The sequence below is a fragment of the Desulfosediminicola ganghwensis genome, from assembly GCF_005116675.2.
GTDB lineage: Bacteria > Desulfobacterota > Desulfobulbia > Desulfobulbales > Desulfocapsaceae > Desulfopila > Desulfopila ganghwensis.
This window is the reverse complement of sequence record NZ_CP050699.1, coordinates 4,335,001-4,348,820: the sequence shown is the minus strand read 5'-3', so window position 1 is coordinate 4,348,820 and position 13,820 is coordinate 4,335,001. Positions and strand designations below refer to the sequence as shown.

Annotated in this window: 13 protein-coding genes and 2 rRNA genes (1 of these 15 running past the window's edge); 4 read left to right on the top strand and 11 right to left on the bottom strand. The window is 49.2% G+C overall.

Annotated features, from left to right (window positions below; genetic code table 11):
* Window positions 1-170 precede the first annotated feature (170 nt).
* From FCL45_RS18595 to FCL45_RS18585, 3 genes are all read left to right on the top strand, one after another.
* Complete coding sequence (locus FCL45_RS18595) at window positions 171-1,328, top strand: hypothetical protein (protein WP_228721362.1); 1,158 nt, start codon at window positions 171-173, stop codon at window positions 1,326-1,328.
* A gap of 1 nt (window position 1,329) precedes the next feature.
* Entirely contained in the window at window positions 1,330-1,596 is a 267-nt protein-coding gene (locus FCL45_RS18590) for a hypothetical protein (RefSeq protein WP_136799079.1), read from the top strand.
* A gap of 165 nt (window positions 1,597-1,761) precedes the next feature.
* Entirely contained in the window at window positions 1,762-2,622 is an 861-nt protein-coding gene (locus FCL45_RS18585) for a choline utilization transcriptional activator (protein WP_136799078.1), read from the top strand.
* A gap of 577 nt (window positions 2,623-3,199) precedes the next feature.
* Here the strand turns inward: FCL45_RS18585 and FCL45_RS18580 are convergent.
* The 9 genes from FCL45_RS18580 to FCL45_RS25385 form a co-directional block, all read right to left on the bottom strand.
* Window positions 3,200-5,332, bottom strand: a complete 2,133-nt coding sequence (locus FCL45_RS18580) for an FAD-dependent oxidoreductase (RefSeq protein ID WP_136799077.1) — start codon at window positions 5,330-5,332, stop codon at window positions 3,200-3,202.
* Window positions 5,333-5,374: 42 nt separating this feature from the next.
* Window positions 5,375-5,947 carry an electron transport complex protein RnfA gene (locus FCL45_RS18575; RefSeq protein ID WP_136799076.1) on the bottom strand — a complete coding sequence of 191 codons (573 nt, stop codon included), beginning with the start codon at window positions 5,945-5,947 and terminating at the stop codon, window positions 5,375-5,377.
* Window positions 5,948-5,961: 14 nt separating this feature from the next.
* Complete coding sequence (gene rsxE, locus FCL45_RS18570; protein WP_136799075.1) at window positions 5,962-6,579, bottom strand: electron transport complex subunit RsxE; 618 nt, start codon at window positions 6,577-6,579, stop codon at window positions 5,962-5,964.
* Window positions 6,580-6,581: 2 nt separating this feature from the next.
* Complete coding sequence (locus FCL45_RS18565) at window positions 6,582-7,181, bottom strand: RnfABCDGE type electron transport complex subunit G (RefSeq protein WP_136799074.1); 600 nt, start codon at window positions 7,179-7,181, stop codon at window positions 6,582-6,584.
* Window positions 7,174-8,169 (bottom strand): RnfABCDGE type electron transport complex subunit D, encoded by a 996-nt coding sequence (locus FCL45_RS18560; protein ID WP_136799073.1) that lies wholly within the window; start codon window positions 8,167-8,169, stop codon window positions 7,174-7,176. The genes FCL45_RS18565 and FCL45_RS18560 overlap by 8 nt, the downstream gene beginning before the upstream one ends.
* Window positions 8,166-9,500 (bottom strand): 4Fe-4S dicluster domain-containing protein, encoded by a 1,335-nt coding sequence (locus tag FCL45_RS18555; protein WP_136799072.1) that lies wholly within the window; start codon window positions 9,498-9,500, stop codon window positions 8,166-8,168. Before FCL45_RS18555 ends, FCL45_RS18560 begins: the two co-directional genes overlap by 4 nt.
* 10 nt (window positions 9,501-9,510) lie before the next feature.
* Window positions 9,511-10,143: a cytochrome c3 family protein gene (locus FCL45_RS18550; protein ID WP_136799071.1), complete on the bottom strand. Its 633-nt coding sequence runs from the start codon at window positions 10,141-10,143 to the stop codon at window positions 9,511-9,513.
* The gene (locus tag FCL45_RS18545) at window positions 10,133-10,609 is read right to left on the bottom strand and encodes a hypothetical protein (RefSeq protein ID WP_136799070.1); all 477 of its coding nucleotides are present in this window, start codon (window positions 10,607-10,609) and stop codon (window positions 10,133-10,135) included. Before FCL45_RS18545 ends, FCL45_RS18550 begins: the two co-directional genes overlap by 11 nt.
* A 774-nt stretch (window positions 10,610-11,383) precedes the next feature.
* Complete coding sequence (locus FCL45_RS25385; protein ID WP_136799069.1) at window positions 11,384-11,929, bottom strand: IS3 family transposase; 546 nt, start codon at window positions 11,927-11,929, stop codon at window positions 11,384-11,386.
* A 365-nt stretch (window positions 11,930-12,294) separates the two neighbouring features.
* Between FCL45_RS25385 and FCL45_RS18535 the strand changes: the two genes are divergently transcribed.
* Window positions 12,295-12,627, top strand: coding sequence for a hypothetical protein (locus FCL45_RS18535; protein ID WP_136799068.1), 333 nt, complete (start codon window positions 12,295-12,297; stop codon window positions 12,625-12,627).
* Between the two features lie 122 nt (window positions 12,628-12,749).
* Here FCL45_RS18535 and rrf read toward each other — a convergent pair.
* Together rrf and FCL45_RS18525 are read right to left on the bottom strand one after the other, a co-directional pair.
* Window positions 12,750-12,866, bottom strand: a 5S ribosomal RNA gene (gene rrf / locus FCL45_RS18530).
* A 106-nt stretch (window positions 12,867-12,972) separates the two neighbouring features.
* A 23S ribosomal RNA gene (locus FCL45_RS18525) occupies window positions 12,973-13,820 on the bottom strand; it runs 2,065 nt beyond the window's last position.

Below are 13,820 nucleotides of genomic sequence, written 5' to 3'. Positions count from 1 at the left end.
CACAAAAATGCCATTGACCTTCCCCTATGGGGCAAGGAGTACAATGTCCCAGACGTTTCCCCTAAGGGTAAGGGGAGGAAATGGCTAAGGGCGCAGTGGGTGGCAAACAGGTTGAACCATTTTCTGTGCAGGTTCTGCGTAAGCAAATTTAATATGGAGAGGAGACGACCATGGGGAGAGCATCTATTGCAACTGACCCGGCAGCCGTCGCTGCAAAAGGAACGTATGAGGAGACGATTGGAGGGCAGGCATCTGTTGCTGTCAGCCCGGCAGCCGTCACAGCTAAAAGGAAACTGGCTTCCAGTTTTCGTAATCGCGGCATTCTAATTGCCCTTTTTTCCGGGCTGGCATATGGCTTTTACACAGCATTTATGACCCTCGGTATGTCCAAGGGCGTATGGGTTGAATGGTATGGCGAAAATTCCGGCCTGTCAGCATTTGCGGTCATGTATCTGTTGGGAGCTCTCGGTGCCGCGACTACAGATAGTTGTAGTGCCTTATGGGCTATTACTATCGCCACCGTTCGCGGACGGTTTGGCGACTTTCTCCGCTGCATAAAAACAAAGCCAGGCATGGTTATGGTTGGTGCCGCTATTATTGGTGGGCCCCTCGCTAGTACTGCTTATGTTGTCGGACTGCAGCTTGCAGGTTCCCTTGTGGTTCCTATCGCAGCTCTCTGTCCCGCCATTGGTGCTATCCTTGGTAGGGTCTGGTTCAAACAGGAATTGAATCCTCGTATGTTGTTGGGAATTGCTATCTGCTTCTTTGCCAGCTTCATGATTGGCAGCACTGGACTTGGTGACAATGTTCCCGATAACCTCTTCTTAGGACTTTTCTTTGGTTTCATTGCTGCTTTTGCCTGGGGTGTTGAAGGCTGTGTTTGCGGTTATGGTACTTCCATGATTGATCCTGAAATCGGGATCACCATTCGCCAGGTTACTGCCGGAATCTCCAATCTTTTTATTCTGGTACCTGTTTTTGCGATAATCGCCAAAGTTGATGCTGTGGGTATGGTTGTGCAGTCTTTCACTGACCCCCGTTCTATAATCTGGTTCGCTCTTGCTGGACTAAGCGCTTACGCGGCGTTTATGTATTGGTACAAAGGCAACGCCATGTGCGGTGCGGCTCTTGGTATGTCTTGTAACGGTACATTCTCCTTCTGGGGCCCTTTCGTTTGCTGGATCATTCTGGGTGTCGTGTTTGGTCTTGAAGGCTGGAACATACCTGCCATCGCTTGGGCGGCCGCAGTCGTCATGGTTGTTGGTATCTTTATTATCGCTATGAATCCAATGGATTTGTTCAAAAAGTCTAATGAGGAGGCTGCATAGTATGATCCCTCTTAACTACGCCATCTTGAAATTGTTCACCAGAATTGAAGAGGGTTGTGCAGATACAGTCATGGAGGCTCTGAAAAATCAGTACGGGAATTTCAAAGCCTTCAAAAAAGATTCGATCATCAATGCCTTAATGACTGCTGAAGCGAACGGACTTCTTGAGGAATCCCGGTTTGATCTGGATTCCAACGATGATTTGCGGGTCTATTATCGTGCCCATGAAGAAGGTGCGGCGACGATAAATAACTACATTAAAGATTGACGTCAACCGGATTCAATTTTATAAGGGAGCAGACTCTGATATCAGGTATGCTCCTTTTTTTTGGTGTATCAGTGGGGCAGGAAAAGGAGATTACTTTGGCGATTTGCTGAAGTTAGATAGATAATACCGGGGCAATAAAGGGAAATTGCAGAGGAGGAGCAGACGATGAACAGAAACGGTCAATATTTCATCGGAGACATGAGCCGCATTTGCAACATATCGAAAAAGGCGTTGCGTTATTATGATGAAATCAACCTCATCCCCTCGCACAGAGAGGATTGTAACAATTACCGATATTATACAGAAGAGTCGCTATTAGCTGTCCCGGTTATTAAGTATTACAAACAGATGGGGTTTACTCTCGAGCAGATGAAGGAGTTTATAGAGGGGGTAAATTCCAATGTTTTTCGCTCCATACAGTCCTCGTTTCAAGCAAAGCTCGTTGAACTGGCTGATGAACAGGAGAAAAGTCGCAGAAAAACAATTTCAGTTAAGGATTGGCATGATCTCATCCTTGAGGCACAAGCGGTGATAGAACACCACAGCACCGATGTATCCATAAAATTCGTAGAGCCTGCTACACTGCTCTTTCAGGACCAGATCTACGCAAATAACATCAAGGCTTCAATCATCAACATCGAATTCACCAAGCATGTTGAAGATATCCAAAATGAGATTACTGGTCCGGTGATCATCAATTACTCATCCCGCAAGGCAAGAGTTGCAAACAAGGACCAGAAGATAAAGATGCTGCAGAAGACCATCATTCCTTGCCGGGAGGAAAATCTTTATCATTTTGGTGGATACCTGATGTTATCCTGTTACCACGTAGGGGCTCACGAGAACATACCGGAGACATACCGCAAGATTGAGCGTTGGGCAAAGGATAGTGGATATGTGCTTGGAGAAGAGACATTTGAGCGCTACGTGACCGATTACTGGACCACCCGCAACAGATCGAAATTTGTTACGGAAATACTCATCAAGGCTGTACGCTCTGAGGGGGCGGGAAACACAATTATTTAAAAAGGGATGGAGTTGCCAGACCTTTTAGAGGATTGAGTTCCCTCATCCGAGGTTTCAGTCGAAAGACTGTACGCAGTCAGTTTATCAAGCCAAAATTGCCGTGACGGGGGCAAATGATTTGTCCCTCGTTACGAGTACCCACCCTTGCCCCGCATGTGTACCAAACTGCCGGCAACCATTCCAAACCACTTTTTTTGCCGCCATTCTCATAGGAATACACTCGAGACCTGTTCGAGTCTCACCAGGATTCACCTTTATAACGTATTGCACGCAGTTGACTTTGCCTTGGCAATATAGGAGCAACGTGAAGCAAAAATAGCGTGTCGAGAAAAGCATCTCCACAAGGAGGGCAGGATGTTTATGCCAAGTGGAGAACAGAGCCAGGCATGTGGGGAACTTTCTCAGTAAAAGCGATGCGGCCCTTGTGGTCTTAATAGTGACGGTTACAGGTGCTTATCTGAAGAAGCCGGTGACCTGTCGGGTTCGGTTCTTTCCAGATAGTGGATCCTGAAAAGAACAGGGGTCCCAAATTTACGGGACCCCTGTATAGACGGGAATTCTGTTATCCAGGGTGCTGTTAATCAGCCTTTTCAGCCTGTTTTTTTTCTGCTATATGCGGTTCGTTAGGGCAGGATGTGGCCTGGCGAATCTCAGATTGGGGCAGATCATTCTGATCATAACAGTAGATACCGCAATTGAGACATCTTTGGGATTCCGTCAGACACTGTTGCTCACTGATCGTGCCTTCCACCTCTCTGAAGTTGCCCATTCGTTCTTCAAGTGAGATCATTGGTTTAACAGCTCTACTATTGAGTGGAGCTACGTTGATGAGCGAGTCGACCATTGCCTGAGGCACCATCTCGCGTTGCCTGTCCTCGATGGGTGGAATCTCCCCGGTAGTTACATAGTAATGAATCGAGCGGGCAGCGTATCTGCCGCCGGCCACCGCTTCGACCAGGAGGCGAGGGCCGGTGAAACAGTCGCCGCCTGTAAAGACACCTTCAATGTTGGTCTCAAGTGTTTCCTCTTTACCGTCGATGGTACCGTAACGGGTTCGCTCCAAGCCGTCTGCTTCGACAATTTCATCCAGTTCGGCTGCCTGGCCGACAGCTTGAATGACTACGTCACAGGGGATAATTTCATTAGAGCCTTCAACGGGGATACAGTCAGGCAAGCTGCCCGGGTTTTGTTTCAGGGTAACTTCCTGCACTTCCATACCGGTCAGTTTGCCATCTTCACCGACAAAGCGAACCGGGGAAAGCAGGCAGCGCATGATAACACCTTCGTTTTCCGCGTCCGTTATTTCGTGGGCATTGGCCTCCATCAGGTCACGGGAGAAACGGAAGGTAAGGATCACCTCTTCTGCCCCGGCCCTGAGGGCGGAACGGGCGCAATCCATGGCTACGTTACCGGCACCGATGATAACGAATCTTTTCCCTTTGATGATCTCCTCGTCTGTGTGGAAACGTCTCAGGTAATCGATACCGCTATAGATACCTTTTAATTCCTTACCCTCGAACGGCAACAGGCGGCCCTGCCAAAGACCGATGGCAAGAAAGATTGCATCAAACCCCTGGGCCTTGAGTGCGTGAATATTGAAATCTCGTCCAAGCTTGACACCGGTGTGTGCCTCAACGCCGAGTTCGAGAACCCCGTCGATGTCCCATTCATACTGTTCCTCGGACAGACGGTAATCCGGAATGCCGTAAAGAGGCATGCCGCCAAGTTTAGGCATTTGTTCAAAAATTTCAACATGATGACCAAGGCGTCTGAGATAGTATGCAGCCGTCAGACCTGATGGACCTGCACCAACTACTGCAACCTTTTTCCCGGTATCGGGTGCAATTGAGACCTGCATACGCTCGCCGCTGTTGCGTTCCCAGTCGGCAACAAAGCGTTTGACTGCATTAATGGCCAGTGGGTCGTCCTGTGTTTGGCGACGACATTCGGTGGCGCACAGTTCAGGACAGACTCGACCGGTTGCAACAGGTAACGGGTTGTTGTCTTTTACGGTCGCCAATGCGGCACCGTACTCTCCGTTACGTGCATGGGCCAGATATTTCGGAATGTTGATCTGGGCCGGACATCTCTGGCGGCATGGTGAAAGGCATTGGGTATACTGGTTCCAGTGCAGAATCCTGGTTTTTTCGCCAACCAGCTTGATGATTCCTTTCGGGCAGGCGGCAACACAACTGCCACAGCCCACGCAACGGTCGGGATGAAATTGTGGCAGTCCCGATTCAGGGTCCATAGTGATCGCGCCGAACTTACAGGCCTTACGGCAGGAACCCAGGCCAAGACAGCCATTTTCACAGCGTATGTAACCATGATAAAGCTGGAGGGCGGCGCGGCAGTCCTCCATGCCGGAGTAGTTATATTTACGGGCGGCTCTGTAGCCGCCTTCACAGGTAGCACAGGCGAGAGAAGGTTCTGAACCTGCTACGTCGTAACCGAGATACGCGCCAATGGCTTCAGCGGTTTCAGTGCCGCCAACCACACAGGCATTTACTTCTAATTCTCCCTTAACCATTGCCTCGGCTGAGGCGCTGCAGCCAGCCTGTCCACATCCACCACAGTTGGCGCCTGGCAGAAGGTTGGTCACAGCTTCGATTCGGGGATCTTCCTCCACATGAAAAATTCGGGCTGCTATGCCAAGAATGACAGCGGCCACAAAAGCGATTCCGACTAATAGGAGTACCGGGGTAGTCACAATAATTCTCCTTAATTCCCTGTTAGGTTATAACCGGGCAACTTAGGCCATTCCTTGAAAGCCCATAAAAGCCAAAGCCATGATTCCCGCTGTTACCAGCGCGATAGCTGTGCCTTGTAATGAATGCGGCACAGCAGAGATTTGCAGCCGTACACGAATGCCGGCAAACAAGATCAGGGCCAGGCCATAACCAAGGGCGCTGGTCGTTGAAAAGACCAGCATATTTACAAACCCCATTTCATTTTTGGCGATGAGCAGAGCCACACCCATGACAGCACAGTTCGTGGTGATCAGGGGCAGGTAGACTCCCAACGCATTGTAGAGTGTTCGACTCTTTTTCTTTAAGATGATTTCCACCAGCTGAACCAGTGAGGCGATGATCAGGATGAAGCTCAGCGTCTTCAGGAATTCCAGATCATACGGCTGGAGAACATAGGTGAAAACCGACCAGGTGAAAATGGAGGCAAGCAGTGTCACGAAGACGATTGCCGCCGCCATACCCATGGCCGTTTCAAGTTTTTTGGAAACACCAAGAAACGGGCAGTTGCCTAAATATTGGGCCAACAGAATGTTGTTGACGAAAGTTGCTGAAATAGCAAGATAAATAAGGTCCATAGCTGTTATCCCCCTTATCCCTGTATAAACTTCTCGCCGCGCCAGCGGGAGAAGAGGTTTTGGAGAGCGAGCAGGGACCCGATGGTAACAAAGGCACCTGGCGCTGATACAAGAAAAGTCATTGGCTCGAAAGCTTCACCAAAGACTGGCAATCCAAACCAGGTTCCGGCACCGAAGATCTCGCGGACAGAACCGATAAGGGTCAGTGACAGGGCATATCCTGCGCCGACACTTAAGCCGTCGACCATCGAGTTGAACGGAGGATTTTTGGATGCGAACCCTTCCGCCCGACCGAGAACGATGCAGTTAACGACGATCAGGGGAATGTAGATGCCGAGCTGTTCGGAAAGAGGGAAAAAATACGCTTTCATAATGATCTCAACGATTGAGACCAGTGTTGCAATAATGACGATGTATGAAGCGATACGCACCTTGCTGGGGATGATATTGCGTAACGCGGAAATAGCACCATTGGAGAGGATCAGTACAAAGGCGGTTGCGAGGCCCATACCGAATCCGTTCTCTGCGGACATGGTAACCGCCAGTGATGGACATAATCCAAGCACCAGGCGAAAGGGTGGTATTCTCTTCCAAAGTCCGGCAGTAAGTGTTTGTTGAAGTTTCTCAGCCATAGCTACGCATCCTTTTGAAGCTTGGAGATCGCTTGAATGATCTCATCTCTGTAGTCACGTACATAGTTTATTACTTCGTTGGTACCTCTCACCGCAGCGCCTGATGTAAATGAAGCGCCGCTGATGGCATCGATCTGGCCACCGTCAGCTGTGAGTGCTATGGGGCTGTCCGTCGGTAAGTCTTGCCATTGTTTCCTGAAAGTAATTTCTTCGATTCTGGCTCCAAGGCCTGGGGTCTCGCTGTGGCTGACCACCTCCATGCCTGTCATGCGTTCGGCGGCGAGGTCAATACCGATCATCAGTTTGAGGTCCCCGCCGTAACCGCCTTTGCCAATGGCCTCAACGGCAATTGTGGAAACCTTTTGATCCTTTATGGTGAAAAATACTGGGATCTCTTGCTCGTTCAACTCCATGACCACTTTATTACCCAGTACTTCCTTGGCAGGTTTGTTAAAGAGTCGCTCAAGTGCGGGACCCCTCACATAGAGATCGGTCTGTTCCTCTATTTTGGGTGCGAGCTTGACGTTGGCTGCGGTGAGGGCGGCAGAGCAGAACCCGGCAATCAGGGAGAGCACCACCACCATGCGTACTATCTCAGACATTTTTAGCCCCCTTGACTTTCGGTTTGATCATATCGAGCAGAGGTGCGCAGAGATTGGCCAGCAGCACGGCGAAGACGATGCCGTCAACATGTTTGGAGTACCCCCGGACGAGAATCAGTAACACACCGGCAAGAACACCGTAAAGAAAAAGAGGCAGTTTGTTTACGGGTGAGGTGGTGTGGTCTGTAAGGAGGAAAAATCCCATGAATACTGTACCTCCGCTCAGCAGGTAAAATGCAGGGCTTGCGAAGAGTTCGGGATTGGTCTTATGCAGCAGGGCCGCGGTAGTTAACAGACCGATCAGGAAACCTGCTGGTAATTGCCACTGGATTTCACGCAGTGCAAGCAGAAATATTCCGCCTATAAGAATAAACAGCACCATCCCCTCTGCTGTGCCTGCTATCTGCCGGCCGACCAGAAGATCGAGTGAACTGTAGTAAGACTCTGCCCCGGCTCCCATGGACTTCAACAGTCTCAGAGGTTCGACCATGGTAACTGACCAGTCGAGATCTTTGAGGGCGGCTGTGTGATCCATCCGGGCAGGCCAGGAAAGATGCAGAACAGCCAACGCAAGAACTGCGGGCTGAGCAGGGTAGGCTCCTACTCCGCCAAAGAATTTTTTGCCTATCCCGATCATGACCAGACAACCGATGAGAACCAGCCACCATGACGCGTTGAGGGGCATCATGAATGCGAGGAGCAGTCCCAGGCTAACGCTGCTCCAGTTGGAGGTAAGATCCCGGGAAGGAGCGAGCTTTTCTGATACCAGATCGATGAGAACCGAGAAAAGAACGCATAGGCCGAAGATGCGCACGGCAGCAGGGCCAAAATAATATACACTGGCGAGCATGGCGGGTACGAGGGCAACAACCCAGCGCTGGTAGATTTCCGCCAGTCCGCTGCCAAGCCGATAGTGGGGGCCCACGGCAACATCAAGCATGTGTGTCTCTGGAGGAGACTGCTGTTGGAACGATTGTATTTCTTTCATTGGTTGTCTCCCGTAATCCAGTTGTAACGCTCACCGTGAACCATTTCGTGATTGCAGAAATGGAGGAGCTGAACGATTGGTCTCTCTGCAGGACATACGCCGGCGCAGAGCCCACACTCGTGGCAAGCTTCCGGGTGATAGTTCTTTGCTTCCTGGATTTGTCCGAACTCTATCATTCTGTTCACCAGATGTACCTGGATGTTTTCTGGACAGGCACGGGCGCATCTACCACAGTTGATACAAGGGGCGATGCTATCGAAAGGTGAGAGATCCTCGGTAATGAGATAGATACCGTTGTTATAGGTGAGCGGTGTCGAGTCAGTATACTGGGCAAATCCCATCATTGGGCCGCCAACCACGTGCCGGGAATAATCTGAAGGATTCAAGCCCTGGCTGGTAAGTATATGGGCGATGGAACTGCCCAATGGAAAACGAACTGTAATAGCCTGCTCGATATCGGGGCCGCTGATGGTGACACATTTCTGGGTGAGTGATGACTTTCCATTAAGAGCGTCAACCATGGCGAGTAAAAACTCGACATCAAGTACTGCTATTCCGTGGTACCTGTAGCTTTCACGGTTCGGTATTCTCTGACCCACAATTTTGGAGACGATATCACGCTCGATGCGCCCTGAATAATGTTGAGGAATGAATTCAAGTTCGGCAATGTCCGCAAATTTCTGCCATGCCCAGGAGCGGAACTGCTGGGGTAGAGTCATGCATACACGGGCACCGGGGAGCAGTGCACCTATCCGTTGAAGTCCTTCAGCCACTTTGTCAGCATGTTGCTCCAGAAGAATTTGCGAGGTGACAATGGTTGGCTCCTGGCGGACACCCGTAACGATGAAGGCCTTGATTGGCGGCAAAGCGGGAATTACCTCATCGTCATCACTGTATTCGCGCCCGGACATGGACCAGGGCGGAGCGACGCCTGCGGTACGAAGACGTTTCAGCGCGATTTCATAATCATCTGTTGAAGAGGCGGCCGCGGTACTCGCAAAGAGTTCCTCGGGATCTATGGGCTCTTCTCCATTACCCTCAATGATAATGGCTGGAGAATGGTAGCTCTGAGCTGTCCAGATACTGGTAATGTCTTTGACTGTACCGCTGATAGAGGCACAGAGACAGTTTCCAATAGGGGATTTTGCGATAACCTGTCCTTTGCGTACTACGTCATCTATTGCAACTGTGGGCTGATATCGAACCCTGCCAGGATACTCGATGGGGATGACTACCCGATCGGGATCAGGAACCTGGCGAATCTCAGGATCATAGTTTGTCAAAGCCTTAAGCATTGGCTTTTTCTTGAATAATTTCAGCAGTCCCTGCATTATAAATTCCTCATCGTAAGTGGCATGCACCGCATGACACTTCTCCACTATCGGTGGCGAATCTGTCTGGAGCGGTCTCAAGATGGCAGTTAGAACAATTTAAATGAAATACCTCAGAGATTGTACCTGGAGAATGACATCCCAGACAGGTATGTTCTTCTATTTCAAGATACTCATCGTGCTCCATGATTTCCGGCGAATAATCATCATCGTGACATTCTGTACAGCTGATTGAATCCGGTTCACTCTGCTGAGCGCCGGGATGGCACTCTCTGCAGGAAATTGCTTCGACGTTGTCACTGTTTTGTTCGTGACAGGTAGAGCAGTCGCGACTGTGGATTTCCTTGAGTCGGTCATGGCTGACATCATCGGCGGAAAACCCTTCATCATGACATTCGATGCATGCAGTGACAGGCTCGGCGCTATAAAGTTCATGATGACAAACAGCACATGACTCTGCGTTACTGCTGTGTTTGCTGTGATCAAACAAAACTGCACCTGCGCTGCTTTGCAAATAGAGTCTATTTGTTTCAGCAGGTTCGTTAGGGACAAAACCGCTCAAAACGGCCCCGGCCCCGGCAATAATTGTCACGACCGTTAGTGATCGTATCCAGTTCCTACGCTTCCTGTGGCTACCACTCATGACTATCCCTTAAAATAAGTCGTTCGTTGTCTTCCTCGCTCATCGTGTACCAGCGGCACGTCCGGCGGACACAGAGCAAGAGTTTCAATTTTATCGAATTGGAAACCGAGACATTGAATTTAACGAGCTTGCACCCGTCCTCTTTGCAGAGTTGGTCCGGTTCAATAAGTGACGTGTTACAGTGAGGGCAGAGAACATCAGTCAGTTCTTCATCGTCCTCGACATGAATATTACTTTCTCGATCAAGAACGTTGAGGGAGGGAGTAACCCTGCTGATACCGGTTTCTCCACGGCTGTTAACAATTTGGAAGACGGCCTTGCCCTCTTCGTTGAGAGCTTTGTCGCAATGAGGGCACCAGCAGTTAAAATAGGTATCCTTTTTGATATGAGAGCGTTCCATTAAAGGACTCTTTGCTTCAACATCGTCTTTCCTGGGCGCAGATAATCCTACAGCTTTCTCTTTCATCTCTTACTCCGTTAGAGTGGGGGGATCGAATGATGCTCTTGAAGGACGTACTATAGCTTAAAGGATAACGGGACACATAGACAAAGGTGTATGAAAATCCTGTTAGCCACTGTGCTTCATTAAAAAAACAGCAATTATAATTTAAGGGTCAGATCCCCTTGAACCGGAACGATTCGATCTTAGCGAAACCTCAAAAGACTGGCAACCTTTTTAGAGATCTTGCTACGAGCGATTTTCACTTACAATCAGTACTATGTTAAGGCTTCATAAGGTGAATTGATACCTTTTATCTAATAGATAACGATAGTAAAGGTGTCACACAAGTTAGACAAGCCGGAATCAACAACACGATATTGTGGATAAATGTTTATCCTTGAGGGGCGATGTAAACGGTTAGGTTGTGAGGGTGGCGTGATGGAAGGTGGAAGACAATTATCTGCCGTGGTTACGAATTTTAACAATCAAAAAAATATAAAAAAAATTTTTAAGGTGTAGGGAGTAGACAAAATAGGTGTCATTGCGGTTGGGCGTAATGTGCATTTTATTCATCTGGCACATCAATTTGATAGAAGAATTGTTAATTATCAGGATATTTTGCAGGGTGTTTTTGGTGAAAAGGAATTGTTCAGGGAATGATGGCCTCTTTTGCTTAAATGATGAAGTCCATTGAGCAGAGAGGGATGGTTGGCTAATTTACAAGCATTAAATGGCCCAAAAAAACAATAGATTACATGCATAATTTCCTGAAACTGATCGAAATTGCTGAGTTCAAAATTATAATACATGGAGAAACGGCAGGTGAGAGGGGGCGTTGGAGGTTGGAAGTTGGAGGTTGGACGTGGGACGTTGGATGTGGGACGTTGGATGTGGAATCTGGGACGACCTGAGAAGTGGTCCCGGCTCATTGGACAGGATCGGGGTATGATTAAGGTGGCCCTCGTGGTATCGTGATATGGGTAATGTCTGTACACCATACCTGTCGATTTTCAGCCCTCTCGATAGGTATGGTTGTTTCTTGTGAGCCGCGTGGGCTGTGCTGGTTCGTGTTTTTTGATATATAGCTACCAGTCCAATTTTTCGCATAAGCCGCTTCACTCTGCGTCGTCCAAGGGAGTACCTGAGATTTCGCAGGTGGCGTCTCATTTGCCGTGTGCCATAAAAAGGTGTCTCGAGAAACTGGGCGTCTATCGGCAGGATCAGCTCACGATTTTCTACACTTTCGCCCTTGGGTTTGTAGTAAAATGTGGACCGTTTGAGACGGAGCAATTCGCATTGGCGACAAATGCTTAGCTGGCCCTGTCTTTTCCACCTGGTAATCATGTTCGCATGAACACCTATTCATGGAAAGTTCAACAAGCGTTGATTCTCCAGTTAATGCTTGAAGGGCAAGCTTTGCTTTGAATTCTGCAGAAAAATTTCTTCGCTGTCTCATAAGTGAAGTCCTCTCGAATGTTTTGACTCGACCTTAACGATCTGTCCAATTTTCCGCACCCATTTCTGAGTGTGCCATATCGATTCGAACGAAGTGGTGAACAGTTCAGGAAACTTTTGCGTTCGTGATGGGAACGCCTGGAGCCTCTTCGCTATCACTACAAAAAATATTTTTGGTTGTGAAAGATAGGGGAGAGGGGGCTTTGGACGTTCGAAAACAAAAGCCCCGATTGGAATGAATCTAATCGGGGCTTTTGTATAAAGAATCGGCGGCGACCTACTCTCCCACACAGTCTCCCATGCAGTGCCATCGGCGATTGATAAGTGACCGCAGGCAGACTTCGAGAGCTGATCCTGAGAGAAGTTCACGGGTTGGGATGGTGCTGCTGGTAAGGAGACGTGAGCCCGGTAATATGGCTATATACCGGGCTCGCAAGCGACGCAGCGAGCGGCGCCATATCGACTCGACCGAAGGGGTGAACTTTTCAGGAAACTTCCGTGTTCGTGATGGGAATGGGTGGAGCCTCTTCGCTATGACTGTAGAAAAACATTTTGGTCGTGAACAGATAGGGGGAGGGGAGAAGTGAGAAGTGTTTAAGAACGCTTTACGTTTTACTTCTGGCTTTTACCCTCAGACCAGTGCTCAATCGCAATTTACACAACAAAAAGCCCCGACCAGAAATAATCTGATCGGGGCTTTTGTATAAAGAATCGGCGGCGACCTACTCTCCCACACAGTCTCCCATGCAGTACCATCGGCGCTGAAGAGCTTAACTTCCGTGTTCGGAATGGGAACGGGTGGAGCCTCTTCGCTATGACCGCCGAAAAACTGTGGTATTTCGGCTGCGGGTTTTACCATGAATCATGATAACTCCCACTAAAAATCGATAATCGAATAGTAGGGTAGTAGTAGTTGTATTTAATCAAAAGAAGTGGATAAGCCGCACGGCTTATTAGTATCAGTTAGCTCCACGTGTTACCACGCTTCCACACCTGACCTATCAACGTTGTAGTCTACAACGAGCCTTCAGATGGCTAATGCCATGGGAAATCTCATCTTAGAGTGGGCTTCCCGCTTAGATGCTTTCAGCGGTTATCCCTTCCGAACTTAGCTACCCAGCAATGCCCTTGGCAGAACAACTGGAACACCATAGGTTCGTCCACCCCGGTCCTCTCGTACTAGGGGAAGATCTCTTCAAATTTCCTGCGCCCGCAACAGATAAGGACCAAACTGTCTCACGACGTTTTAAACCCAGCTCGCGTACCACTTTAATTGGCGAACAGCCAAACCCTTGGGACCTGCTCCAGCCCCAGGATGTGATGAGCCGACATCGAGGTGCCAAACCTCCCCGTCGATATGGACTCTTGGGGGAGATAAGCCTGTTATCCCCGGAGTACCTTTTATCCGTTGAGCGACGACCCTTCCATGCGGAATCGCCGGATCACTAAGACCTACTTTCGTACCTGCTCGACATGTCTGTCTCGCAGTCAAGCTCCCTTATGCCTTTACACTCTACGGCTGGTTTCCAATCAGCCTGAGGGAACCATCGCGCGCCTCCGTTACTCTTTGGGAGGCGACCGCCCCAGTCAAACTACCCACCAGACAATGTCCCGGATCCGGATAACGGATCGCGGTTAGATTCCTAAGATAACAAGGGTGGTATTTCAAGGTTGACTCCATGACCACTGGCGTGGCCACTTCAAAGTCTCCCACCTATCCTACACATGTTACCTCAAAAACCAATGCCAAGCTGTAGTAAAGGTTCACGGGGTCTTTCTG